This window comes from Rahnella sp. AN3-3W3 (assembly GCF_003263545.1).
Classification (GTDB): Bacteria; Pseudomonadota; Gammaproteobacteria; order Enterobacterales; family Enterobacteriaceae; genus Rahnella; species Rahnella variigena.
On the sequence record NZ_JYDG01000025.1, the window covers coordinates 1 to 23,695 of the forward strand.

The 23,695-nt window shown below is 49.0% G+C and carries 36 protein-coding genes and 1 pseudogene; 25 read left to right on the top strand and 12 right to left on the bottom strand.

Features of this window, described 5'->3' with window-relative positions; genetic code table 11:
• The first annotated feature begins 196 nt into the window (after window positions 1–196).
• Window positions 197–391: a bacterioferritin-associated ferredoxin gene (gene bfd / locus UC15_RS08870; protein ID WP_112288122.1), complete on the top strand. Its 195-nt coding sequence runs from the start codon at window positions 197–199 to the stop codon at window positions 389–391.
• A gap of 85 nt (window positions 392–476) precedes the next feature.
• Window positions 477–956: a bacterioferritin gene (bfr, locus tag UC15_RS08875; protein WP_014333589.1), complete on the top strand. Its 480-nt coding sequence runs from the start codon at window positions 477–479 to the stop codon at window positions 954–956.
• Between the two features lie 11 nt (window positions 957–967).
• On the opposite strand, the gene UC15_RS08880 is transcribed toward bfr, so the two are convergent.
• The 12 genes from UC15_RS08880 to gspC are packed head-to-tail and all read right to left on the bottom strand — an operon-like array spanning window position 968 to window position 12,043.
• Entirely contained in the window at window positions 968–1,801 is an 834-nt protein-coding gene (locus tag UC15_RS08880; RefSeq protein WP_112288123.1) for an A24 family peptidase, read from the bottom strand.
• A gap of 33 nt (window positions 1,802–1,834) precedes the next feature.
• Window positions 1,835–2,293, bottom strand: a complete 459-nt coding sequence (gene gspM / locus UC15_RS08885; protein ID WP_112288124.1) for a type II secretion system protein GspM — start codon at window positions 2,291–2,293, stop codon at window positions 1,835–1,837.
• A complete protein-coding gene (gspL, locus tag UC15_RS08890; protein ID WP_112288125.1) occupies window positions 2,290–3,465 on the bottom strand; it encodes a type II secretion system protein GspL in 1,176 nt (391 codons plus the stop codon). The genes gspM and gspL overlap by 4 nt, the downstream gene beginning before the upstream one ends.
• Window positions 3,466–4,452: a type II secretion system minor pseudopilin GspK gene (gene gspK / locus UC15_RS08895; protein ID WP_112288126.1), complete on the bottom strand. Its 987-nt coding sequence runs from the start codon at window positions 4,450–4,452 to the stop codon at window positions 3,466–3,468.
• Window positions 4,445–5,128: a type II secretion system minor pseudopilin GspJ gene (gspJ, locus tag UC15_RS08900; RefSeq protein WP_112288127.1), complete on the bottom strand. Its 684-nt coding sequence runs from the start codon at window positions 5,126–5,128 to the stop codon at window positions 4,445–4,447. The genes gspK and gspJ overlap by 8 nt, the downstream gene beginning before the upstream one ends.
• Window positions 5,125–5,514 carry a type II secretion system minor pseudopilin GspI gene (gene gspI / locus UC15_RS08905; protein ID WP_112288128.1) on the bottom strand — a complete coding sequence of 130 codons (390 nt, stop codon included), beginning with the start codon at window positions 5,512–5,514 and terminating at the stop codon, window positions 5,125–5,127. Before gspI ends, gspJ begins: the two co-directional genes overlap by 4 nt.
• Window positions 5,514–6,035, bottom strand: coding sequence for a type II secretion system minor pseudopilin GspH (gspH, locus tag UC15_RS08910; protein WP_112288129.1), 522 nt, complete (start codon window positions 6,033–6,035; stop codon window positions 5,514–5,516). The genes gspI and gspH overlap by 1 nt, the downstream gene beginning before the upstream one ends.
• A 2-nt stretch (window positions 6,036–6,037) precedes the next feature.
• Complete coding sequence (gspG, locus tag UC15_RS08915) at window positions 6,038–6,493, bottom strand: type II secretion system major pseudopilin GspG (protein ID WP_112288130.1); 456 nt, start codon at window positions 6,491–6,493, stop codon at window positions 6,038–6,040.
• A gap of 12 nt (window positions 6,494–6,505) precedes the next feature.
• Window positions 6,506–7,723: a type II secretion system inner membrane protein GspF gene (gene gspF, locus UC15_RS08920; protein ID WP_112288131.1), complete on the bottom strand. Its 1,218-nt coding sequence runs from the start codon at window positions 7,721–7,723 to the stop codon at window positions 6,506–6,508.
• Complete coding sequence (gspE, locus tag UC15_RS08925) at window positions 7,723–9,246, bottom strand: type II secretion system ATPase GspE (protein ID WP_112288132.1); 1,524 nt, start codon at window positions 9,244–9,246, stop codon at window positions 7,723–7,725. The genes gspF and gspE overlap by 1 nt, the downstream gene beginning before the upstream one ends.
• Before the next feature lie 3 nt (window positions 9,247–9,249).
• The gene (gene gspD / locus UC15_RS08930) at window positions 9,250–11,229 is read right to left on the bottom strand and encodes a type II secretion system secretin GspD (RefSeq protein ID WP_112288133.1); all 1,980 of its coding nucleotides are present in this window, start codon (window positions 11,227–11,229) and stop codon (window positions 9,250–9,252) included.
• Window positions 11,213–12,043, bottom strand: coding sequence for a type II secretion system protein GspC (gene gspC, locus UC15_RS08935; protein ID WP_112288134.1), 831 nt, complete (start codon window positions 12,041–12,043; stop codon window positions 11,213–11,215). Before gspC ends, gspD begins: the two co-directional genes overlap by 17 nt.
• 190 nt (window positions 12,044–12,233) lie before the next feature.
• Between gspC and UC15_RS08940 the strand changes: the two genes are divergently transcribed.
• From UC15_RS08940 to rplO, 23 genes and pseudogenes are all read left to right on the top strand, one after another.
• Window positions 12,234–13,766: an ExeA family protein gene (locus UC15_RS08940; RefSeq protein ID WP_232829848.1), complete on the top strand. Its 1,533-nt coding sequence runs from the start codon at window positions 12,234–12,236 to the stop codon at window positions 13,764–13,766.
• A gap of 7 nt (window positions 13,767–13,773) precedes the next feature.
• Window positions 13,774–14,277 carry a hypothetical protein gene (locus tag UC15_RS08945; RefSeq protein ID WP_112288136.1) on the top strand — a complete coding sequence of 168 codons (504 nt, stop codon included), beginning with the start codon at window positions 13,774–13,776 and terminating at the stop codon, window positions 14,275–14,277.
• A 234-nt stretch (window positions 14,278–14,511) separates the two neighbouring features.
• Window positions 14,512–14,823, top strand: coding sequence for a 30S ribosomal protein S10 (rpsJ, locus tag UC15_RS08950; RefSeq protein ID WP_009639175.1), 312 nt, complete (start codon window positions 14,512–14,514; stop codon window positions 14,821–14,823).
• A gap of 33 nt (window positions 14,824–14,856) precedes the next feature.
• Window positions 14,857–15,486 carry a 50S ribosomal protein L3 gene (gene rplC, locus UC15_RS08955; protein ID WP_013573687.1) on the top strand — a complete coding sequence of 210 codons (630 nt, stop codon included), beginning with the start codon at window positions 14,857–14,859 and terminating at the stop codon, window positions 15,484–15,486.
• Window positions 15,487–15,502: 16 nt separating this feature from the next.
• A complete protein-coding gene (gene rplD / locus UC15_RS08960; RefSeq protein ID WP_013573688.1) occupies window positions 15,503–16,108 on the top strand; it encodes a 50S ribosomal protein L4 in 606 nt (201 codons plus the stop codon).
• A complete protein-coding gene (gene rplW / locus UC15_RS08965; RefSeq protein WP_013573689.1) occupies window positions 16,105–16,407 on the top strand; it encodes a 50S ribosomal protein L23 in 303 nt (100 codons plus the stop codon). Before rplD ends, rplW begins: the two co-directional genes overlap by 4 nt.
• Window positions 16,408–16,425: 18 nt before the next feature.
• Entirely contained in the window at window positions 16,426–17,250 is an 825-nt protein-coding gene (gene rplB, locus UC15_RS08970) for a 50S ribosomal protein L2 (RefSeq protein ID WP_112288137.1), read from the top strand.
• Window positions 17,251–17,264: 14 nt separating this feature from the next.
• A complete protein-coding gene (gene rpsS / locus UC15_RS08975; protein WP_004929772.1) occupies window positions 17,265–17,543 on the top strand; it encodes a 30S ribosomal protein S19 in 279 nt (92 codons plus the stop codon).
• Between the two features lie 14 nt (window positions 17,544–17,557).
• Window positions 17,558–17,890 (top strand): 50S ribosomal protein L22, encoded by a 333-nt coding sequence (gene rplV, locus UC15_RS08980; protein ID WP_004391423.1) that lies wholly within the window; start codon window positions 17,558–17,560, stop codon window positions 17,888–17,890.
• A 17-nt stretch (window positions 17,891–17,907) separates the two neighbouring features.
• Window positions 17,908–18,606 (top strand): 30S ribosomal protein S3, encoded by a 699-nt coding sequence (gene rpsC, locus UC15_RS08985; RefSeq protein WP_013573691.1) that lies wholly within the window; start codon window positions 17,908–17,910, stop codon window positions 18,604–18,606.
• Window positions 18,607–18,618: 12 nt separating this feature from the next.
• Entirely contained in the window at window positions 18,619–19,029 is a 411-nt protein-coding gene (rplP, locus tag UC15_RS08990; RefSeq protein WP_009639183.1) for a 50S ribosomal protein L16, read from the top strand.
• Entirely contained in the window at window positions 19,029–19,220 is a 192-nt protein-coding gene (rpmC, locus tag UC15_RS08995) for a 50S ribosomal protein L29 (RefSeq protein ID WP_013573692.1), read from the top strand. The genes rplP and rpmC overlap by 1 nt, the downstream gene beginning before the upstream one ends.
• Window positions 19,220–19,474, top strand: coding sequence for a 30S ribosomal protein S17 (rpsQ, locus tag UC15_RS09000; protein ID WP_056778032.1), 255 nt, complete (start codon window positions 19,220–19,222; stop codon window positions 19,472–19,474). The genes rpmC and rpsQ overlap by 1 nt, the downstream gene beginning before the upstream one ends.
• 170 nt (window positions 19,475–19,644) lie before the next feature.
• Window positions 19,645–20,016: a 50S ribosomal protein L14 gene (gene rplN / locus UC15_RS09005; protein WP_008457164.1), complete on the top strand. Its 372-nt coding sequence runs from the start codon at window positions 19,645–19,647 to the stop codon at window positions 20,014–20,016.
• Window positions 20,017–20,026: 10 nt separating this feature from the next.
• Window positions 20,027–20,341, top strand: a complete 315-nt coding sequence (rplX, locus tag UC15_RS09010; RefSeq protein WP_095923752.1) for a 50S ribosomal protein L24 — start codon at window positions 20,027–20,029, stop codon at window positions 20,339–20,341.
• A 14-nt stretch (window positions 20,342–20,355) separates the two neighbouring features.
• Entirely contained in the window at window positions 20,356–20,895 is a 540-nt protein-coding gene (gene rplE / locus UC15_RS09015; protein WP_013573695.1) for a 50S ribosomal protein L5, read from the top strand.
• A gap of 13 nt (window positions 20,896–20,908) precedes the next feature.
• Complete coding sequence (rpsN, locus tag UC15_RS09020; RefSeq protein WP_013573696.1) at window positions 20,909–21,214, top strand: 30S ribosomal protein S14; 306 nt, start codon at window positions 20,909–20,911, stop codon at window positions 21,212–21,214.
• A 33-nt stretch (window positions 21,215–21,247) separates the two neighbouring features.
• Window positions 21,248–21,640: a 30S ribosomal protein S8 gene (rpsH, locus tag UC15_RS09025; RefSeq protein WP_013573697.1), complete on the top strand. Its 393-nt coding sequence runs from the start codon at window positions 21,248–21,250 to the stop codon at window positions 21,638–21,640.
• Window positions 21,641–21,653: 13 nt separating this feature from the next.
• Window positions 21,654–22,187 (top strand): 50S ribosomal protein L6, encoded by a 534-nt coding sequence (gene rplF / locus UC15_RS09030; RefSeq protein WP_112288138.1) that lies wholly within the window; start codon window positions 21,654–21,656, stop codon window positions 22,185–22,187.
• Between the two features lie 9 nt (window positions 22,188–22,196).
• Complete coding sequence (gene rplR, locus UC15_RS09035) at window positions 22,197–22,550, top strand: 50S ribosomal protein L18 (RefSeq protein ID WP_013573699.1); 354 nt, start codon at window positions 22,197–22,199, stop codon at window positions 22,548–22,550.
• Between the two features lie 14 nt (window positions 22,551–22,564).
• A complete protein-coding gene (gene rpsE, locus UC15_RS09040; protein ID WP_013573700.1) occupies window positions 22,565–23,065 on the top strand; it encodes a 30S ribosomal protein S5 in 501 nt (166 codons plus the stop codon).
• Between the two features lie 6 nt (window positions 23,066–23,071).
• Window positions 23,072–23,251: a 50S ribosomal protein L30 gene (gene rpmD, locus UC15_RS09045; RefSeq protein ID WP_013573701.1), complete on the top strand. Its 180-nt coding sequence runs from the start codon at window positions 23,072–23,074 to the stop codon at window positions 23,249–23,251.
• 3 nt (window positions 23,252–23,254) lie between these two features.
• A pseudogene (gene rplO / locus UC15_RS09050) lies at window positions 23,255–23,688 on the top strand (50S ribosomal protein L15).
• Window positions 23,689–23,695 lie beyond the last annotated feature (7 nt).

Consider the following 23,695-nt stretch of genomic DNA (forward strand, 5'->3'; position numbering starts at 1 on the left):
GAAGGCGGCCGTACTGTAGGCGCTGGTGTTGTTGCTAAAGTTATCGCTTAATCGCTGATAATTAAGAGCAAAAAAAGGGTGCTTCGGCACCCTTTTTTATTGCCTAAATTTGCATAGCAAAGAGAGCAAACTACATTTGCAATAATAACCATTCTCATTTACAGTTAGTTCAAGATTTATGCGAAGTGTGGTTTATATGTACGTGTGTTTGTGCAATTCAGTCAGTGATAAAACGATCAGACAGGCAGTCAGGCGTTACCAGCCGCAAACGTTCCAACAGCTAAGGAATTTTGTTCCGGTAGGAACGCAATGTGGCAAATGTGTTCGCATGGCACGACAGATAATGGAAGATGAATTACAGCAAATTCCTGAATACAAAAATATCGCTTAAAAATACTTAGTTAAAAAGTGTGCCTTTTTTTTGACTTACTCTGAACCGGATCTACGCTTTAGATACCGGAACGGAGGAGTTACCTATGAAAGGCGATAAAAAAGTCATTGCACACCTCAATAAACTTCTTGGAAATGAACTGGTTGCTATCAATCAGTACTTTTTGCATGCCCGTATGTTTAAAAACTGGGGACTGATGCGGCTCAACGGTATCGAATATCATGAATCCATTGATGAAATGAAGCATGCCGATATCTACATTGAGCGGATCCTATTCCTTGAAGGCCTCCCAAATTTGCAGGATCTCGGCAAACTCAATATTGGTGAAGATGTTGAGGAAATGCTGAAGTCTGATTTGCTGCTGGAACTCGAAGGGGCGAAGGACTTACGCGAAGGCATTGCTTACGCAGACTCGGTTCATGATTATGTCAGCCGCGATTTAATGATTACTATTCTGGCGGATGAAGAACATCACATTGACTGGCTGGAAACCGAACTGGAATTAATCGGGCGTATCGGCATCCAGAATTACATTCAGTCTCAGTTGAAAGAAGAATCCCAATAAACTTCGGTGTCTTACCTAAACATCAGCCAGACTATGTTGCTTTCCTGGCTGATGTAAATCAGCGCGCCGGCCATTGCCAGACAAGGGCCGAAAGGGATTTGCTCTGACATTTTATAAACGCCCATCCGCACCAGTGCGAAAACAATCCCCGCCAGCGCAGCCAGTATGCATAAATAGGGTAACATCTGCCAGCCCACCCAGGCACCCAGGGCCGCCAGCAATTTAAAATCGCCGTACCCCATTCCTTCTTTTCCACTGACGATTTTGACTCCCCAGTACAAAAGCCACAACGCCATATAACCTGCGGCTGCACCGTATAATGCATCCTGAAGGGTCACTTCTCCGGAAATGGAATGAACAAGTAATCCGGCCCAGAGCAGTGGCAGTGTAAGCCGATCCGGAAGCAGGTAAGTGGCCAGGTCAATCAGGCTAAGCGCCAGAAGAAACCAAAATAACAGTAAAGCACTCAGTAAACTCAGGGGCGTGGTAAACAGAAACGAGAGGCCAAGGAACATGGCAGCACAACCGGCTTCTGTCAGAGGATACCTTTTCGAGATCGAGGCTGCGCAATAATGGCATTTTCCTCGTAACAACAACCAGCTCAGAACCGGAATGTTCTGCCAGTATTTTAGCGGATGTTTACAGGCCGGGCAGTGTGATGCCGGAAGGCTCAGATTAAAGGCATGTCCGGTCAGTTGACCCTCGTTGTGAATCATCAGCGGCAAGCGATAAACGACGACGTTAAGAAAGCTGCCCAGCAGCAATCCCAAAACAGCGACACAGGTGTGATAAAACCCGCCGGGTAATGAGGTGATAAAAGTCAATTGCAGCCATCCTCCGTCCATACGAAACATCTCTCTTGTTGTTACATCTGCCCGTTAACGCAGTGTGAGTAGTGGAACACTGACGCTTCCGGTGGGGCCGGTACCTGTCACTATTGAGATGGCCACGACCTGAATACCGTATTCCTTATTGAGGATTTCAAGCCAGCGTAAAAGGGTGGCGTAAGGGACCTGTTCAAAGCTTAGGGTGACTCCCCGTTCATTCTGAGTAGTCTTAGGAAGTTGCAGGGATAAACCCGCCGCTGAGGTGTTAATAGCATCCGTCAGCTTTTCTGTCTTAACCCGCAGTCCGGAAGGTGCCCCGAGCCGCTGAGTTTGCTGAAGCATCCATTCCAGCTGGTGACGTTGGGTATTGACCTGGAACCGTGATTGGGCAATCTGATTGTTGAGCGGCGTTAAAATGCCATACCAGACAAAAGCCAACGTCAGCAAAAAAGCGGCAATCAATATCAGTCGCCTTTCACTTTCACTTTTCATCATCAGCCACTGTTTCATGATTTACTCCGCTGAATGAGAGTGGCGGTGATGCCCGCTGATGACGTGGCTAAATTAGAAATGGCAAAGTGAAAATCACTGGCAGTCAGTTCGACAAAATCATCAATTGCCGCGCGATCATCGGTCGTAATCTGCAACGTGAGCAATTTCGTTTCCTGCTGGAAAGCCAGTTTATCGATGGCAATTTGTGGGATCTTGCCCTGGTAAGCCGTCAGTTTTGCCAGTGCAGGAAGAAAGGCCGTGGGTGCTTTTTTCATATTTTGTTCGAAATAGAACTTCAGATTGCGGGTGTGCTTGTCCTGCGGAAACCAGGTCTGATGAAGCGCCAGCATCTCGTTTTTCAATAATGATTCTTGCTGTGAAACTTGCCACCAGGTGAACAATTTAGTACCGATAATCAACACCAGTGTGAATATCGCCATACCTGTTGCTATCCGCTGTAAATGACGGCCCCATGCAGGTTCTTCTTCGCGCACGGCGAATTCGCCCTGAAGTAAATTCACGGCAGACGGGCAGTTATTTTTCATCATGATCAGAGGATGAATGGGCTGGTCAGCGCGAATCCAGTCAGCAGGGATATCCTGTTCAAACCCGTGATAATGCACTGACTCTGGCTTTGCGATGTCCAGCAGTGTATCGAGTAAAACCTGTTCTGCCAGACATCCTGAATAGTCTGACTGCCGTAGCAGCCACTGATGATCAATACGGGCTGCCGACCAGCCTTTTTCAGGCAGAGGTAACAGCAATGCATCAATATAGACATGCCGTACCTTCAGACTGGCATCACTCATTATCTGTAGCCAACTTCTCAGGAATTCAGCTTCAACACCCGCCACAAACAGAGTCTGCTCCTCACGAAAAAGCTCAACCCAGTGCAACGTATCGACATCGCTGGCGATGCTTTCCTCCGTCAGCCAGGCAATCATCTGGCGGGTATTTTTACCCGCGCGCGGCGGCAATGTGACCTGTCGAAAAATAACTTCACTGGCAGGAATGAGCAGACAAACATTCTGTGCTGACGCCTGTGTGGCAAGTTCTGATAAATGCTCAACTTCCGGCAACAGATGAATGTCCTCATCATTTTCTGCCAACTCCGTGAACCAGTGGAGTGAATGCTCTGGCGTGCTGCCAGCTCTGATAAACAGCCTGTTGGCCGGTTGAAGGTATTCCATTTACTCAATTACCCGATAGCGTCGCTGATAAATTTGGATTTTTGAATCCTTTGGATTGAACTGCACATAACTGCTCATGGTGTTTTGCTGTTCTTCGAACTTGCCTTGCGTATAGAGAACGAAGTACTGGCTGCGAACTGTCAGTAGCGGTTTCAGTTCCCCGCTTTGTACTTCCAGAGTCAGCTTTTGTTTTTTGACCTCTTTCAGAAAAGCATCAACTGAAATCCAGCCTCTGCGCGGGCGCGCAGCGATGAGTTTCGTTGCATCGTCCTCGTTAATGCCCCCGAGGAATAAGGCGCTCAGAAGGGGTGTCTGTTCCAGGGGCAGCGTATTCACATTAATTTGCTGGAACTCTTCCGGGAGAGTGCAAAGCTGATTTCGTATTTGCTTCAACGCTGTAAGAGGCAGGTCTGGCAGTAATGCCAGTTCATTTAGGGAAAAAAGACGTTGGTTAGCCGCAGCACGTGGCGGTGTCAGTGACTCGTAATAGTCGGATTCGGCTCCGGCGGCGCGGATGTCGTTATCGGTATCAAGATAATCGCTGAGAGTGTCAGTGAACCGTTCAGTTTGCACGGAGGTTGCCTGCGCATTGAGCAGTAGCTGCTTCAATATCTGCGTATTGTAAGGTTCATCTTCCTGTGTTTTGCCAGGTTCGTTATTACGCAGGCTGTTAAGGTTAAAGCAGTTTTGGCCATCCGCGACAATGTAGCTTACGGAGAAACCGTCTCGCCCGTTAAAAACGCCTTCCTGCATGGCAAACTGATCAAGGTTATTGTTATACGTGTTTTCAGTTAGCTCTTTCCGAAGGCGCGGCAATGCTATTTCCTCCGCGGCAAAGGTTAGCCAGCGTAATTGCTGCTGGTTGAGCAACCAGCTTTGACGCTGCTGGCTGACCTGAAATTGCAACGTCATTTTCGTGGCTAATGCCGCCATGATGGCCAGGATCATTAATACGATCAGCAGTGCGACGCCTTGTTGTTTATTCATTGATGATGCTCTCTCCACTCATTGGAACCTGCGGTGCGGGCGCCGAATCTGCCGGCACAGGTGCTTTGCCCGTAGCTTCAGCCACTGTGCTCCCGGGTGCAGCTGGCAGGAGGAAGAGCCGGCGTATTTCGCCCATGTCTTCCAGAGTGACAACGAGTTCGATGGCTGCAGGGAAAGTGCTGGCCTCGCTCCAGCGGTCAGTCCAGCCGGTGGAATAGAAACGCCAGTGCAAAGTGCGTACGCCGGTCAGCATGGTCAAGGTGGAAAGCGTTGATGCATCAGATAAAGACGGAGAAGGCTGGGGGTTCACACTGCGAGTCAACGCGTGGTCGGTGATTGACCACTCAACCTGGGCTAAATCACTTGCAGATAAAGGCTCCGCTGCCGCATAGCTGCCAATAGTGGTAAAGCGCAATGAAGTCTCAGTCGTTGATAAGAACGCCTCTTCTGTATTGGACTGTCTTGGCAATATTTGTATCAGGTCGCGTTCCAGCAGGGAAAATGCCGTCTGAATTTCGTTCAGCCGTGCAGTGTGTTCCTGTGCTATTTCACTGTTTTTCACCGATGCAGAAAGTATCTGATAGGCCAGCAGGCTCAGCATCGCAAATATTGCCATCGCAATCATGACTTCTATCAGCGTAAAGCCTTGCTGTTTGGTTGTGCGACTTTTACTCATGGTTTCTCTGTCGCTATATGTGTCCAGCTGCTGACGGAAAGGAGCGGTGTATGGGCACCTTCAGCCTCAAGAACAAGTGCGCGGTTCAGGAGAATTTTGTTTCCGGCGTCAACGGCATGTTGTTGTTCAACAAACCACTGCTGACCTGCAAGCGTGACGGTTTCCCTTTCTTTCTTTCCTGATTGGATCTGCGTTTCTACCAGAGCATTTTCGGCGACCCAACTGGCAAAAAGGGTAGTGCGGAAATGCTCTACCGCATTCATTTGCGAACTCATACTGTTCAGTAACGCCAGCGCGGCGGTGGCGAAAATAGCGAGCGCGATGATCACTTCAAGCAGAGTCATCCCTTGCTGACTTTTAGCGTCAGGTTTTACTGGCATACGCATTATTTTTCAGACCTTCTCACATTGAATATCAGAGGCAATCGTCCTTCTGAAACAATGCTGCAACAGGCTGGTCCAGATGCTGAAGAAGAGAAACTGAGTTCAAATATTGAAAGCGTGCCGTCGGGCATAAAAACAATCTGTGGTGGCCGGTCGATAGATTTGTTGAGCGGCAACGGACTGAGTGAAAGGGTTTCTTCTTTCTCAAATTCACCACCAAGCGGCATGCGCTCGGAGTCTATTTCTGCCCACTCAGGCTCACGGCTCTCAGGAATTAGCCTTAACTCGTTACCTAAAATAACGAACTGATAGGCGCTGGCCGTTAAGGAAAGCCCAAGTGGCTTCCCTTCTAACACGGCGCGTTCAGAAGCATATTCCATTATCGTCTTCATCTGCTCAGCGCGCTGGAGTTGGGCGTTGTCGGAAGGTAAAACCATGACAACTACGCCAGCGGCAATGGCAAATATTGCCAGCACCATCAGGATTTCCAGTAGCGTAAAGCCGGATTGTTTAGCCGCTGACAAGGTTATTTATCCTTCTCAACCCAGTTCTTGATGTCATCTGCCGTATTAGGTTCACCGTCTGGACCGGCAGAAAAGACATCGATAGCGCCATGTTCACCCGGGCTGAGCAGCATGTATTCATTACCCCAAGGATCGGCGGGCAAACGTTTTATATATCCGTCATTGCGATAATTGGCCGGCAACGGGTTAATCGTGGGCAGGGTGACAAGGGCTTCAAGCGTCTGTTCGGTTGTCGGATAGCGGTGATTATCCAGTTTATACATATCGAGTGCGTTCTCGAGAGCGACGATATCGCTGACGGCTTTTTGCGTATCCGCCCGCTCTTTGTTACCCATGACATTAGGGACGACGAGAGCAGCCAGAACACCAAGGATGACGATAACTACCATCAGCTCCATCAGCGTGAAGCCTTGTTGATTTTTATGCGTAGCAGAATGATGTTTTTGAATATTTAACATTGGGTTATTCCTTTAGCTGACCAGGTTATTGAGCTGGAGAATGGGTTGTAAAATCGACATGATGATGAACAAGACGATGCTCGCCATCGTGACGATTAACAGGGGTTCAAACAGTGCTAATGCCATCGAAAGCCGGTGCTGCATCAGCTTGTCCTGATTGTCTGCCGCGTGCGCCATGAGTTCGCCAAGGCGTCCGCTTTGTTCGCCGGAAGCAATCATGTAAAGCATCATGGGCGGAAAGAGGCGCGTCTGTTCCAGCACGGCAAAGAGCGAACTGCCCTGTCGGACATGTTCTGCCGCTTGGACAAGCAGGTAATGGATGCGCAGGTTAGTTATCCCTTCAGTCGAGATTTTCATTGCATCGAGTAAAGGCACACCACTTGATTGCAAAATGCTGAGGGTGCGGGCATAGCGCGCACTGTTTATCGCCCTGACAAGGGGGCCTAAAACCGCAACACTGAGCAACGCCGTATGAAAACGCATAAGGTTGCTTTGACGGCGGAGAAGCAGTTTTAAGGCAGTGACAGCTGCGAATATGCCAATGACCAACAGCCACCACGTACGCTCCAGGAATCCACTCACGCCGATTAAGATGCGGGTAGTGATGGGCAGCGTATGTTTCATATGAACAAACTGTTCGATGATTTGTGGGACGACGGCAACCAGCAGAATAATGATCACCAGGATGGCGACGATCGTGAGCATGGTCGGGTAGATCATAGCCTGAGACAGTTTGCTTTTGATCTGTTGCCGGATTTCATAATAATCCGCCATTTTTTCCAGTACGGTACCGAGCTGTCCGGTTCGTTCACCGGCGGTGACCAGCGTTCTAAACATCGGGTCAAAGATGCGCGGGTAATCAGCCAGAGCATCGGCAAGGGAGTGTCCTTCCACTACTTTATGACGAATGGCTGTAAGTACTTGCGTGAGTCCGGCGTGCTCTGTTTGTCGGGCGATCACGGCCAAAGCGGCTTCTACGGGCAAGGCTGCATTGGTTAATGTCGCAAGCTGACGTGAAAATAATGAGACAGCATGGGATGGGACGCGGGTTTTTAATCCTTTGTTTTTCATCTTGCTGGCAGTCAGCGAGTTGCCGACTTGCTTTATTTCAACAAGCGTTAACCCTCGCTCCCGCATAATCTGGCGAGCCTGGCGGAGAGTATCGGCTTCAATTACGCCACGTTGCGTCTTGCCCGTCGAATCGATGGAATGAAAGGAGAAGCGGCTCATCAGACAGCGTTCCCTGTCGTAATCTCTTGTTCCGCGGTGACCCTGATCACTTCTTCGAGAGTGGTTTCGCCACTGATAGCCTTGAGCAAACCATTTTCCCGCAGGCTCCGGGCCTTTATGCGATGAATGTTCTCAATGGAAAACTCATCCTGATTTTCATGAATGGCCTGACGGATAGCATTATCGACCACCATGCATTCGTGGATCGCTGCCCGGCCTTTATAACCTGTGAAATGACATTGTGCGCATCCGACAGCTTTAAAAACGGCGGCCGGTGGCTCAGGTAAAAAGCGGAACAAAGGAATGTGGGAGATATCCAATGGCGCGGGTTGAGCACAATGCGGACACAGGCGCCGCACAAGGCGCTGAGCCACCACGCCTAACAGTGACGACGCGAGGAGGAAAGGTTCAAGTCCCATGTCACGTAAACGAGTGATGGCACCGACTGCGCTGTTGGTGTGCAGCGTTGACATCACCAGGTGACCGGTCAGTGAGGCCTGAACTGCAATTTGAGCGGTTTCACTGTCGCGGACCTCACCGACCATAACGACATCCGGATCCTGGCGTAAAATTGCCCTTAGCCCGAGAGCAAATGTCATGTCTACACGCGGATTAACCTGCGTCTGACCCACGCCTTCCAGCTCATACTCAATCGGGTCTTCTACGGTAAGAATGTTCCGCTCGTTATTGTTCAGCGCAGAGAGCACTGCGTACAGGGTTGTGCTTTTGCCGGAACCGGTCGGGCCGGTGACCAGAATGATCCCGTGGGGTTTATGGATTAATGCTGTGAGCCGTTGCTCATCCTGTTGGGACAGGCCAAGTTTCGGGATATCGAGGCATAAGTTGTTTTTATCCAGCAGGCGCATCACAACACGTTCGCCATACTGAGCAGGAATGGTTGAAACGCGAATATCAATCGCCCGGTGGCCTATACGCAGCGAAATGCGCCCGTCCTGAGGTAAACGTTTTTCAGCGATATCCAGTTTTGCCATGACCTTGATACGGGATACGAGGAACGGTGCCAGTTTGCGTGCCGGTTGCAGGATCTGGCGCAGGACTCCATCAATACGGAACCGAATACTCAGCATGCGTTCGAAGGTTTCGATATGAATATCTGAAGCGCCTTCTTTTACTGCTTCGGACAGCACCGCATTAATCAGGCGGATAATCGGCGAGTTTTCGTCACTGGCCAGCAAGTCTTCGTTGTCAGGCAGTTCTTCAGATAAAGACAGAAGATCGACCTCGTTATCAATATCATCAATAATTTGCTGAGAGGCTCCGCTACTGCGCTGGTAAGTTGCAGATAACTTTTCATCGAAAAGTTGTGCGTCCACGATTTCAATCGCCGTGATTTCACCCATGACCCGCCGCGCTTCAAGCAGCGTTTCAACTGAAATGTCCTGACGGCAAAAAAGCACGCTATCAACCCGGGTAATGCCTTTTTCTTTGGCATAGCTATAAGGCAGAGCAGGATTGACCTGTTCTGCTTGCGGAGCCTGTGGCGATTCGATATCCCTGTTCATGGCTTATCCGCTAAACGGGTTGCGAGGTTTGCCGTCATTTGGTGTAGCCGAAATGGACGTTTTAGGTACAGTTTTTTCCGGGTAATCCGGTAAAACAGAACGGGTATTTGGTATGAGCAGATCCTGATGATCTTCATCCTGACGTGCTTTCTGCAACTTCTGGAAATGTGAATATTTCTTGTTAGAAATTGAGGAATACACCTCATCATCACGAATAATTGTCGGCCTGATAAATACCATAAGATTACGTTTAGCTGATTCTGTACTGGTATAGCGGAACAAATTGCCTACCCACGGAATGTCACCCAGCAGAGGGACTTTCGATTTGGTTTCTTTGGTACTGTCATCCAGCAAACCACCAAGCACGACGGTTTCCCCGGTTCGAACCAGCACGGCGTTGGAAATAGTGCGGGTATTGAAGGTTGGGCCCAGCGAAGAGTTGGTAGAAGTATCCACGCTGGACACTTCCTGTTCGATTTCCATCAGCACTGAGTCACCTTCGTTGATTTGTGGTGTGACCTTTAATTTCGTGCCGACGGTTTTGTAAACCACGCTGCTATAAATGTTGTCGCCGGATGTGGTCTGTGAGCCGGAGAGGGAAGGAACTTCCTGACCGACGTTGAATGAGGCTTCTTTATTATCGAGTGTGACGATGCTCGGCGTGGCAAGAATGTCGTTTTTATTACTGGTGGATAAGGCGGTCATTAAGACATTCCAGTCACCGCTAAAGAAACCAGCTGTCATGCCGTTGAAAGTTTGCAGGGTGCTACTGAGGGGGTTATCGCTGCTGATTACACCGTCTTTTTTGTACTGCCGTACGCCAGCCGCAACGGTCGATATCGGTGCTCCGGTACCGGTAAATTGTGTTCCGCCAAATTTGTCGTTGCTCCACTGGATACCCAGATTGAGTCCGTTACCATCCTGAACCTCAACAATAATGGCTTCGACTAACACTTGTGCACGGCGGATATCGAGCTTGGTAATGACCTGCTCAAGTGACTGCATTACATCCTGCTGTGCAGTAATGACGATGGAGTTAGTTTGTTCATCCGCGGTGATACTCATCGGCTTGCCAGAGCCACCCCCTGATTGACTCGACTTGCCATCTTTCATCTCCTGCGTGATACCTGTCAGGACGGGAACAATTTTTTCTGCTTTAGCATATTTCAGATAGAAAACACGGGTGTTGCCCTGGGATGACTGGTCTTTATCAAGCTGGCTAACCAGTTTTGCTGCGCGGCTGCGTACGCCTTCTGGCCCGCTGACGATTAAGGTATTGGTTCTCTCATCTGCGACGATTTTGGCTTGTAATATGGAAGACGATTGCCCTTTGGATTCTTCGCGGATCAGGTTATTCATCATCTCTGCCATTTCTGGCGCAGAGGCGTATTTAAGTTTGATGGTTTGCCTTTGCTGGTCACCCATTGTGTCAACGCGTTCGACCAGATCAACAAGCCGGTTGATCACAGAAGCCCTGCCGGTCAGAAGTAAGACATTGGACGGTTCGTAGTGAACGACATTACCGACTCCGGTGCTGTCATTCATCTGGCGAAGCAAAGGGGCCAATTCCCTGACCGGCACATTACGAAGCGTCACGACACGGGTGACAATTTCATCTCCTTTGCCGGGACGGTTTTTGTCCGCGACAGGTACGCCTGACATCTTGGCATTCGCTGAACGCACGACCTTCAGCAGCCCGTTATCCATCGGAACCACGGCATAACCATAGACATCCAGCACACTTAGAAAGAATTGGTAGTATTGCTCTTCATTCAGAACATCATAGCTTTTTACAGAAACAGTTCCCTGCACGGAGGGATCGATAAGGATGGTTTTATTGAGATTCTTACTGACGGTATCAATAAACTCTTTAATATCCGTGCCTTTAAAACTCGCAGTAAATTCTTCCGCGTGGACAATCCCAGGAAGAGTGGCAAATAATATGCATGCCTTTACTAAGAGGGGGTTAATGAACTTCTTCATAACTTTCTGTATCCAACGATGTTTCGATAGTAGCTAAATTTATATAGATATTCTGAAGCTGATTCTCTCTCAGAACGGTAAGTTGCACATCTCTCAGACTTTCCAGTTGCTCAATGTGTTTTTCTGCGGTGGTAATGTCGTCGAGAGCTTGTCCATTTATTTTCATGACAACCTCGTCAGGAATAAGTCCCGTTCTAAGATAAATATTACTGCCGGTTCTGGGATTAAACCTATAACCTGCAAGTTTCTCATCTTTATATATGGGGTTGGCAACTAAATAATGCATTAAGTATTTTGCATGTTCTCTTTTAGCCTTCACTTTTAACGGTTCAGGAGGTTTATTATCTCTTAATATATCATTAAGGAATAAAGTTACCGTTCCCCGAGGTGTGCGTATTAACACTTCATCAGGTTTGACTGACTGCAGGTAGACATTATCCATATCAGCAATTTTCTCGCCCTCCCGATAGCTGTGCTGACCGGAAGGACCATGCAGGATGGCCAGCGAGCGGCTGCTGTCGCTGCTTGCCAGAATCCCCTTGAGGACTAACGGCAACTTAAGATTCACGGTAGAAGACTGTACTGCCTGTTTAAGCGCAGGTTTTTTACGATTCAAGAAGAGCGTATTTGGCGTATTGGCTGCGGGTTGGAACGTGCGAGAAGGCTGCAACGACCCACTGCTTGTTCCGTCACTCATCACAAAAATGAATATGCTTGAGCAACAAAGCATTGAGCATGTGAATATAATTGCGATATACATTGCCATCTTCAATGATATCTTTGGCCAATACCTTTTATTCTTGATGGCATACATGTGTTGGATCATTCCTTTGCACTTTCATTATTCCAGCGGGTTACTTATTAGGCTATATTATACGCAGAAAAACATTGATGCACATTAATACATGTTCAATATGAATGAGGTTGTGTGTCTTGATTTTTCAGACTGACTCCTCTTTCGGGTTCTTGTATTTATACACCATTCATTGAATGTGTAAAATGTTATGGAAATTGGCATGTACTGTGATTACTTTAAACTTATTACCCACCCGTTTCTGGACGGTAATTATTTCAATAATATACGTTTGTTAGCTGCTCAGGACTTTATTCGTCAGACGTTAAATCAGGGCGGCATTGCGATTATCGGTGGGAATAAAGGCGTGGGGAAAACACGCCTGGCACATGAAATAGCCAGAGAGAGTCAGCGCAAAGTCCTGAACTTAAGTGCAGCCGCAGTGAACGATGCCGATAACGAAAGCCTCGGTCAATTGTTAGCCTGTTGTTTTCATTTAAAAAAATGGCGGACTTTGTCAACTTCTATACTTCCTCTGCGAATTGCAGAATTTTTTGGCCAAACGGAAAATACCGCTCAGCCGTGGTTGATCGTTGTAGACAATGCCGAAAATCTCTGTGCAGAAAGCTATGAGTTTTTAAGAACATTCAAAAGCTATCCGCAATCCTCCTGCATTTCGTTTCTGTTAGTTGAAGAACGGAAAGGGATTTCTGGCAACGGTAAAGGATGCAGGAAGCCTTTTCCACATACTGATTACCATCTGCTTCCAATGAGCTTTACCGAAACCTCAGATTATTTGTCACAACGACTGCAATCAGCTGGAGCGGAACCCGCATTAATCCACGGACCGGTGGCCAAACTGCTGCATAACGCTTCGGGGGGACGATTCCAATTGATCAATGAATTGGCCGCGGACTCACTTAACAGCGCTTATGCAGAAAAAACACCGTCAGTCACCTACCGGCAGATGAAGGTTTGTATAGAAGCCCGCGGGCTGATGCCGGGCAGAAAAAAATGCCTCACGCTGCTCATCGCCTCGTACATGCTTTTTGGCGGTATTTTGGGTTGGACCTATTTCAACTATGCAAAACCTTATCTCCCCCTGCCCGTAACCCTTTCGCAAAAGCTGCATGAAATCCCTGCGGGAGCGAACACAATCAGTGAAGTTGGCAGTAATGAGCGTCACGGTATGCGTCAGCTCTTCCAGGTATGGGGATATGATGTATCTGCTGATGATGCGTTTTGCGATCAAGCTGCGCGGGCGCAACTGACCTGCAAAAAAGGCACAGCAATACTCGATACCTTAATAGAGGAAGGCATGCCCTGGCTGAGCCCGATTAGCGTCGATGGGCAGACTGTCTATGTGACCGTAGTGAAAGTGACAGATGAGACACTGGATATTCTCATTAAAGGCGATACGTGGACGGTCCAGCGCAACTGGTTTGATAGCGTGTGGGCAGGGGAGTATACCCAGCTATTGCCACAGACACCGAGCGGGAAGAGCGTCATCAATAATACCAGCCCAGAAACGGATACTGCCTGGCTGGATATGACCCTCAGTAAAATCCTGAACCTGCCATTCAGTAAAACCGGGCGATGGGACAACGATTTGACCGGTAAGATTAAATTATTCCAGCAACGGGAAAATCTTGCTGTTGATGGGCGGGTAGGTAAAGGCACCCTGATACAAATAGCTAAACGTACTGGCAACATGCCTGAACTGCTTACAAAAGAAGATCTCTAGGTCAAAAATGCAAAACATCCATTTATCGGCTTACACAAGCCACTTAAACAAACAAAAGGTGAAGGTGGCGGTTCGTCGCTCACTCAGGAAAAGTCTATATTGCCTGATGTTTATCGGCCTTTTTCTGTTCGCAGGTGGGCTGGCCGGTTCTTATCTCCATCTGGCATACCTTAACTGGCAGAGTCACCGGATTGCCGTCAGTGAAGAGTCTCACCTTCCTTATAAGCAATCCCCTTTGCATTACATCTATAAGAACAGAACGCTGCCCGCAGTGAATCAAACGGCCTCTATAGATGACAATTCTACGCCCGAGGATGAATTACCCGCCGAAGAAACGGATGCAGCGGACGATTCAGCGACTGAAAATGAGGCTCAGGAAGATGCCCCCGTTGATGAAAGTGATGACAATCAAATCATGGCGTTAGAAAAGAAGAGTCCTGACATGCCATTACAGGAATGGCTTAAGAAGGCGATGATTGAGCAGCAGCAAGAAGAGAAAAGCGCAAAATAAAAGCATTTTCAGTGTGGTTTGGATTGCTTCTTGCTGGTGTTTAAGTATAATGCTCGGGCTTACCTAATATTGGTAAGTCTGATTCAATATGAGTCAGTGGGCCGATGAGTTTACTTGCCGGTCAACAATACTCCCGATATGGGGGTTATGTGAAGAACGATTACACTCTCCCATCAATCGAAATGGGTTTGAGGAGTAATCATTTACGTTTAAAATAATTGGAGCTCTGGTCTCATGCAGAACCAAAGAATCCGTATCCGCCTGAAAGCGTTTGATCATCGTCTGATCGATCAATCAACTGCGGAAATCGTTGAGACTGCGAAGCGCACTGGTGCGCAAGTTCGTGGTCCAATCCCGCTGCCGACCCGCAAAGAGCGCTTTACCATTCTGATTTCTCCGCACGTCAATAAAGATGCGCGCGATCAGTATGAGATTCGCACTCACAAGCGTCTGGTTGACATCGTTGAGCCAACCGAGAAAACCGTTGATGCTCTGATGCGTCTGGATCTGGCTGCTGGTGTAGACGTGCAGATCAGCCTGGGTTAATCAGGGTCATTGAGCGATTGAGAGGTTGAAACAATGATTGGTTTAGTCGGTAAGAAAGTGGGTATGACTCGTATCTTCACTGAAGATGGCGTTTCTATCCCTGTAACCGTTATCGAAATTGAAGCAAACCGCGTTACTCAGGTCAAAGACCTGGACAACGACGGTTACCGCGCTGTGCAAGTTACTACTGGTAGCAAAAAAGCTAACCGTGTAACCAAACCAGAAGCGGGTCACTTCGCTAAAGCTGGCGTAGAAGCTGGCCGCGGTCTGTGGGAATTCCGCCTTGCAGAAGGTGAAGAGTTCACTGCAGGTCAGAACATTAGCGTTGAAATTTTCGCAGACGTTAAGAAAGTTGATGTTACCGGTACTTCTAAAGGTAAAGGTTTTGCTGGCACAGTTAAGCGCTGGAATTTCCGTACCCAAGACGCTACCCACGGTAACTCCTTGTCTCACCGTGTTCCGGGTTCTATCGGTCAGAACCAGACTCCGGGCAAAGTGTTCAAAGGCAAGAAAATGGCAGGCCAACTGGGTAACGAGCGTGTAACCGTTCAAAGCCTGGACGTAGTACGTGTTGACGCTGAGCGCAACCTGCTGCTGGTCAAGGGTGCTGTTCCGGGTGCAACCGGTGGCAACCTGATCGTTAAACCTGCTGTTAAGGCTTAACGTCGAGGAGATAGGAATGGAATTAGTAGTGAAAGACGCGCAGAGCGCGCTGACTGTTTCCGAAACTACCTTCGGGCGTGATTTCAATGAAGCGCTGGTACACCAGGTCGTTGTTGCTTATGCAGCAGGTGCCCGTCAAGGTACTCGCGCTCAGAAGACCCGTGCTGAAGTAACCGGTTCCGGTAAAAAACCTTGGCGTCAGAAAGGTACTGGCCGTGCGCGTTCAGGTTCTGTAAAGAGCCCGATCTGGCGTTCCGGTGGTGTAACCTTCGCTGCAAAGCCACAGGACCACAGTCAAAAAGTAAATAAAAAGATGTACCGCGGCGCGCTGAAAAGCATCCTGTCCGAACTGGTACGTCAAGATCGTTTGATCGTTGTCGAGACGTTCTCTGTAGAAGCGCCTAAAACTAAGCTGCTGGCACAGAAACTGAAAGACATGGCTCTGGAAGACGTGCTGATTGTAACTGGCGAAGTCGACGAGAATCTGTTCCTGGCCGCACGTAACCTGTACAAGGTTGACGTTCGTGATGTAGCAGGTATCGATCCAGTAAGCCTGATCGCCTTCGACAAAGTAGTTATGACTGCTGACGCTGTGAAGCAAGTTGAGGAGATGCTGGCATGATTCGTGAAGAACGTCTGCTGAAAGTGCTGCGCGCGCCGCACGTTTCTGAAAAAGCGTCTACTGCGATGGAAAAGAACAACACCATCGTTCTCAAAGTTGCCAAAGACGCGACTAAAGCGGAAATCAAAGCTGCGGTTTCGAAACTGTTTGAAGTCGAAGTCGAAGATGTGAACACCTTGCTGGTTAAAGGCAAAGTTAAACGTCACGGTCAGCGTGTTGGTCGTCGTAGCGACTGGAAAAAAGCTTACGTAACCCTGAAAGAAGGCCAGAATCTGGACTTCATCAGCGGCGCTGAGTAAGTCGGAGGAGTAAGAACAATGGCAATTGTTAAATGTAAACCTACATCTCCGGGTCGTCGCCACGTTGTTAAAGTGGTTAACCCTGAGCTGCACAAGGGTAAACCTTATGCTCCGCTGCTTGAAAAACTGAGCAAAAGCGGTGGCCGTAACAACAATGGCCGTATCACCACCCGTCATATCGGTGGTGGCCACAAACAGCATTATCGTCTGGTTGACTTCAAACGCAACAAAGATGGTATCGCTGCAGTGGTTGAGCGTCTGGAGTACGATCCGAACCGTTCCGCGAACATCGCGCTGGTTCTGTACAAAGACGGCGAACGCCGTTACATCCTGGCGCCGAAAGGCCTGAAAGTGGGTGACCAGATCCAATCTGGCGTTGATGCTGCAATCAAGACAGGTAACACCCTGCCTATGCGCAACATCCCAGTAGGTTCAACGGTTCACAACGTAGAAATGAAACCAGGTAAAGGCGGCCAAATGGCTCGTTCTGCTGGTGCCTACGTTCAGATCGTTGCTCGTGACGGTTCCTACGTAACTCTGCGTCTGCGCTCTGGCGAAATGCGTAAAGTTCAGATCGATTGCCGCGCCACCTTAGGTGAAGTCGGTAACTCTGAACACATGCTTCGCGTTCTGGGTAAAGCAGGTGCTGCTCGTTGGCGTGGTATTCGTCCTACCGTTCGCGGTACTGCGATGAACCCAGTCGATCACCCACACGGTGGTGGTGAAGGTCGTAACTTTGGTAAGCACCCGGTAACTCCGTGGGGCGTTCAAACCAAAGGTAAGAAGACCCGTAGCAACAAGCGTACTGATAAATTCATTGTACGTCGCCGTAGCAAAAAATAATTAGAGGATAAGCCATGCCACGTTCTCTCAAGAAAGGTCCTTTTATTGACCTGCACTTGCTGAAGAAGGTAGAGAAAGCGGTGGAAAGCGGTGACAAGAAGCCTTTGCGCACTTGGTCCCGTCGTTCAACGATCTTTCCTAACATGATCGGTTTGACCATCGCTGTCCATAATGGTCGTCAGCACGTACCAGTATTTGTTTCCGATGAAATGGTCGGTCACAAACTGGGTGAATTCGCGCCGACTCGTACTTATCGCGGCCATGCGGCTGATAAAAAAGCTAAAAAGCGCTAAGGTAGGAGGAAGAGATGGAAACTATCGCTAAACATCGCCACGCTCGTTCTTCTGCTCAGAAGGTTCGCCTTGTTGCTGACCTGATTCGCGGTAAGAAAGTGTCGCAAGCTCTGGAAACTCTGGCCTACACCAACAAGAAAGCTGCTGGTCTGGTTAAGAAGGTACTAGAGTCTGCCATTGCTAACGCAGAACACAACGATGGCGCTGACATCGATGATCTGAAAGTCACGAAGATTTTCGTAGACGAAGGCCCAAGCATGAAGCGCATTATGCCGCGTGCTAAAGGTCGTGCAGATCGCATTCTGAAGCGCACCAGCCACATTACTGTGGTTGTGTCCGATCGCTGAGACTCTGGAGACTAGCAATGGGTCAGAAAGTACATCCTAATGGTATTCGACTGGGTATTGTCAAACCTTGGAACTCTACTTGGTATGCAAATACCAAAGATTTCGCTGACAACCTGGACGGCGACTTTAAAGTTCGTCAGTTCCTGACTAAGGAATTGGCGAAAGCTTCCGTTTCTCGCATCGTTATCGAGCGTCCAGCGAAGAGCATCCGTGTGACTATTCACACTGCTCGTCCTGGCATCGTTATCGGCAAGAAAGGTGAAGATGTCGAAAAACTGCGTAAGGTCGTAGCGGATATCGCTGGCGTTCCTGCGCAGATTAACATCGCCGAAGTCCGTAAACCGGAACTGGACGCAAAATTGGTTGCTGACAGCATCACTTCACAGCTGGAACGTCGTGTTATGTTCCGTCGTGCTATGAAGCGTGCTGTACAGAACGCAATGCGTCTTGGCGCTAAAGGTATCAAAGTTGAAGTAAGCGGCCGTCTTGGCGGTGCTGAAATCGCGCGTACCGAATGGTACCGTGAAGGTCGTGTTCCGTTGCATACTCTGCGTGCGGATATCGATTACAACACATCTGAAGCGCACACCACTTACGGTGTAATCGGCGTTAAGGTATGGATCTTCAAAGGTGAGATCCTGGGTGGTATGGCTGCAGTTGAACAACCGGAACCGGCTGCTCAACCTAAAAAGCAGCAGCGTAAAGGCCGCAAGTAAGGAGAGTCGCTGATGTTACAACCAAAGCGTACAAAATTCCGTAAGGTGCACAAGGGCCGCAACCGTGGTCTTGCGCAAGGTACGGATGTGAGCTTCGGCACTTACGGTCTGAAAGCTGTTGGCCGTGGTCGTCTGACTGCTCGTCAAATTGAAGCAGCACGTCGTGCGATGACCCGTGCAGTTAAGCGTCAAGGTAAGATTTGGATCCGAGTATTCCCGGACAAACCGATCACCGAGAAACCGCTCGAAGTTCGTATGGGTAAAGGTAAAGGCAACGTAGAGTATTGGGTTGCTTTGATCCAGCCTGGTAAAGTCCTGTACGAAATGGACGGTGTGCCTGAAGAGCTGGCTCGTGAAGCCTTCCAGCTGGCAGCAGCCAAACTGCCTATCAAAACCACCTTTGTAACTAAGACGGTGATGTAATGAAAGCACAAGAGCTGCGCGAAAAAAGCGTGGAAGAGCTGAACACTGAGTTGCTGAACCTTTTGCGTGAGCAGTTTAACCTGCGCATGCAAACGGCAAGCGGTCAGTTGCAGCAAACACACCTGTTGAAGCAAGTGCGTCGTGATGTTGCACGTGTGAAAACTTTACTGACTGAAAAGGCGGGTGCGTAATGACTGACAAGATCCGTACTCTGCAGGGTCGTGTAATCAGTGACAAAATGGAAAAATCCATGGTTGTTGCGATTGAACGCGTGGTGAAACACCCGATTTACGGTAAGTTCATCAAACGTACGACCAAATTGCACGTACATGACGAGAACAATGAATGTGGTATCGGCGACGTTGTGGAAATCAGCGAATGCCGTCCACTGTCTAAGACTAAGTCTTGGACCTTGGTTCGCGTTGTAGAGAAAGCGATTCTGTAATACAGTAGCGCCTCTCGAAAATAGGTAAACGGCTCATGTACGTGGGCCGTTTATTTTTTCTACCCATAATCGGGAACCGGTGTTATAATGCCGCGCCCTCATATTGTGGGGATTTCTTAACGACCTATCCTGGGTCCTAAAGTTGTAGTTGACATTAGCGGAGCACTAACATGATCCAAGAACAGACTATGCTGACCGTGGCCGACAACTCCGGTGCACGTCGCGTAATGTGTATCAAGGTTCTAGGTGGCTCGCACCGTCGCTACGCAGGCGTCGGCGACATCATCAAAATTACCATCAAGGAAGCAATTCCTCGCGGTAAGGTGAAGAAAGGCGATGTGCTGAAGGCGGTAGTGGTGCGCACCAAGAAGGGTGTTCGTCGCCCGGACGGTTCTGTCATTCGCTTCGATGGTAATGCATGCGTTATTTTAAACAATAACAGCGAGCAGCCAATCGGCACGCGTATTTTTGGGCCGGTAACTCGTGAACTGCGTAATGAGAAGTTCATGAAAATTATCTCTCTGGCACCAGAAGTACTCTAAGGAGCGAACCATGGCAGCGAAAATCCGTCGCGATGACGAAGTTATCCTGCTTACCGGTAAAGATAAAGGTAAGCGCGGTAAAGTAAAAAATGTCCTGTCTTCTGGCAAGGTCATTGTTGAAGGTATCAACCTGGTTAAAAAACATCAGAAGCCTGTACCGGCCCTGAACCAACCAGGTGGCATCGTTGAAAAAGAAGCTGCAATTCCGGTTTCTAACGTTGCGCTCTTCAACACGGCTACTGGCAAGGCGGACCGTGTAGGCTTTAGATTCGAAGACGGCAAAAAAGTCCGTTTCTTCAAATCTAATAGCGAAACTATCAAGTAATTTGGAGTAGTACGATGGCGAAACTGCATGATTACTACAAAGACGATGTCGTAAAAAAACTCATGGCTGAGTTTGGTTACAATTCTGTCATGCAAGTCCCTCGGGTCGAGAAGATCACCCTGAACATGGGTGTTGGTGAAGCGATCGCTGACAAGAAACTGCTGGATAACGCAGCAGCTGACTTGGCAGCAATCTCCGGTCAAAAACCGCTGATCACCAAAGCACGCAAATCAGTTGCAGGCTTCAAAATCCGTCAGGGCTATCCGATCGGCTGTAAAGTAACCCTCCGCGGCGAACGCATGTGGGAGTTCTTTGAGCGTCTGGTCTCCATTGCTGTACCACGTATTCGTGACTTCCGCGGCTTGTCTGCTAAGTCTTTCGATGGTCGTGGTAACTACAGCATGGGCGTGCGTGAACAGATCATCTTCCCGGAAATCGATTATGATAAAGTCGATCGCGTTCGTGGTTTAGATATTACTATCACCACTACTGCGAAATCCGATGATGAAGGCCGTGCGTTGCTGACAGCCTTTAACTTCCCGTTCCGCAAGTAAGGCAGGGTTACTAATGGCTAAGCAATCCATGAAAGCACGCGAAGTCGTTCGCGTAAAACTGGCTGATAAATACCGCGCTAAACGCGAGGAATTGAAAGCTATTATCTCTGGTGTGAACTCATCCGACGAAGATCGTTGGGATGCAGTTCTTAAGCTGCAGTCTCTGCCGCGTGATTCCAGCCCGTCTCGTCAGCGTAACCGCTGCCGTCAAACTGGTCGTCCGCATGCTTTCCTGCGGAAGTTCGGGTTGAGCCGTATTAAGGTCCGTGAAGCCGCTATGCGCGGTGAAATTCCGGGTCTTAAGAAGGCTAGCTGGTAATTGTCACCAATTGAATCACGGGAGTAAAGACAGATGAGCATGCAAGATCCGATCGCGGATATGCTGACCCGTATCCGTAACGGTCAAGCCGCGAACAAAGTTGCGGTCACCATGCCTTCCTCCAAGCTGAAAGTGGCTATTGCCAACGTGCTGAAGGAAGAAGGCTATATTGAAGAATTTAAAATCGAAGGCGATGCCAAACCTGAACTGGAATTAGTACTGAAGTACTTCCAGGGCAAGGCAGTGGTAGAAAGCATTCAACGTATCAGCCGTCCAGGTCTGCGCATCTACAAGAAAAAAGATGAGCTGCCAAAAGTTATGGCCGGTATGGGTATCGCTGTTATTTCTACCTCTAAAGGTGTTATGACCGATCGTGCAGCTCGCCAAGCTGGTCTTGGTGGCGAGATTATCTGCTACGTAGCTTAATTGGGAGGAAAGAATGTCTCGTGTTGCAAAAGCACCCGTCGTCATTCCTGCCGGCGTAGAGGTAAAACTCAACGGTCAGGTTATTTCGATTAAGGGTAAAAACGGCGAGCTGTCACGTACTATCCATGACGCTGTTGTAGTTAAGCAGGAAGAAAATGCACTGACTTTCGCTCCACGCGAAGGCGCTGCAGACGGTTGGGCCCAAGCGGGTACCACTCGTGCACTGTTGAACTCTATGGTTGTAGGTGTTACCGACGGCTTCACTAAAAAGCTTCAACTGGTAGGTGTTGGTTATCGTGCTGCTGTTAAAGGCAACGTGGTGAATTTAGCCTTAGGCTTCTCTCACCCGGTCGATCACCAACTGCCGGAAGGCATTACTGCAGAATGTCCGACCCAAACTGAAATCGTGCTGAAAGGCGCTGATAAACAGGTTATCGGTCAGGTTGCTGCGGATTTACGTGCCTACCGTCGTCCTGAGCCTTATAAAGGCAAGGGTGTCCGTTACGCCGACGAAGTCGTGCGTACCAAAGAGGCTAAGAAGAAGTAAGGTAACACTATGGATAAGAAATCTGCTCGTATCCGTCGTGCGACCCGCGCACGCCGCAAGCTCAAAGAATTGGGTGCGACTCGTCTGGTGGTACATCGTACCCCGCGTCATATTTACGCACAGGTCATCGCACCAAACGGTTCTGAAGTAATAGTTGCTGCATCTACTGTAGAAAAAACTATCACTGAGCAACTGAAGTATACCGGCAACAAAGATGCTGCCACTGCTGTAGGTAAAGCTATCGCAGAACGCGCATTGGAAAAAGGGATCACGAAAGTATCCTTTGACCGTTCCGGTTTCCAATATCATGGTCGAGTCCAGGCACTGGCAGATGCTGCCCGTGAAGCTGGCCTTCAGTTCTAAGGAAGAGGTTTAAGATGGCTCACATCGAAAAACAAGCTGGCGAACTGCAGGAAAAGCTGATCGCGGTAAACCGCGTATCTAAAACCGTAAAAGGTGGCCGTATCTTCAGCTTTACCGCACTGACAGTAGTTGGTGATGGTAACGGTCGCGTTGGTTTTGGCTACGGCAAAGCACGCGAAGTTCCGGCAGCGATCCAGAAAGCGATGGAAAAAGCCCGTCGCAACATGATGAATGTCGCGCTGAATAGCGGCACCCTGCAGCATCCTGTTAAAGGTGCTCATACGGGTTCCCGTGTGTTCATGCAGCCGGCTTCCGAAGGTACCGGTATTATCGCCGGTGGTGCAATGCGCGCCGTCCTGGAAGTTGCAGGGGTTCATAACGTATTGGCTAAGGCTTATGGTTCCACCAACCCGATCAACGTGGTTCGTGCAACTATCGATGCTTTGGCAAATATGAAATCCCCACAAATGGTCGCTGCCAAGCGTGGTAAATCCGTTGAAGAAATTCTGGGGTAATTAACCATGGCAAAGACTATTAAAGTTACACAAACTCGCAGTTCCATTGGCCGTCTGCCGAAGCATAAAGCTACTCTGCTGGGCCTGGGTCTGCGTCGTATTGGTCACACCGTTGAGCGCGAGGATACTCCTGCTGTACGCGGTATGATCAACCTGGTTTCCTACATGGTTAAGGTTGAGGAGTAAGAGATGCGTTTAAATACTCTGTCTCCGGCTGATGGTGCCAAACAAGCGCCAAGGCGTGTAGGTCGTGGTATTGGTTCTGGCCTGGGTAAAACCGGCGGTCGTGGTCACAAAGGTCAGAACTCACGTTCTGGTGGTGGCGTACGTCGTGGTTTTGAAGGTGGTCAGATGCCTTTATATCGTCGTTTGCCGAAATTCGGCTTCACCTCCCGCAAAGCTATGATCACGGCAGAAGTTCGTCTGTCTGAACTGGCTCTGGTGGAAGGCGACGTGATCGACCTGAACGCGCTGAAAGCCGCTAACGTAGTTGGTATCCAGATCGAGTCGCGAAAGTAATCCTTTCTGGCGAAGTTGGTCGTGCGGTAACTCTGCGTGGTTTGCGTGTCACCAAAGGCGCTCGTGTTGCTATCGAAGCTGCTGGCGGTAAAATTGAGGAATAAGTAGCAG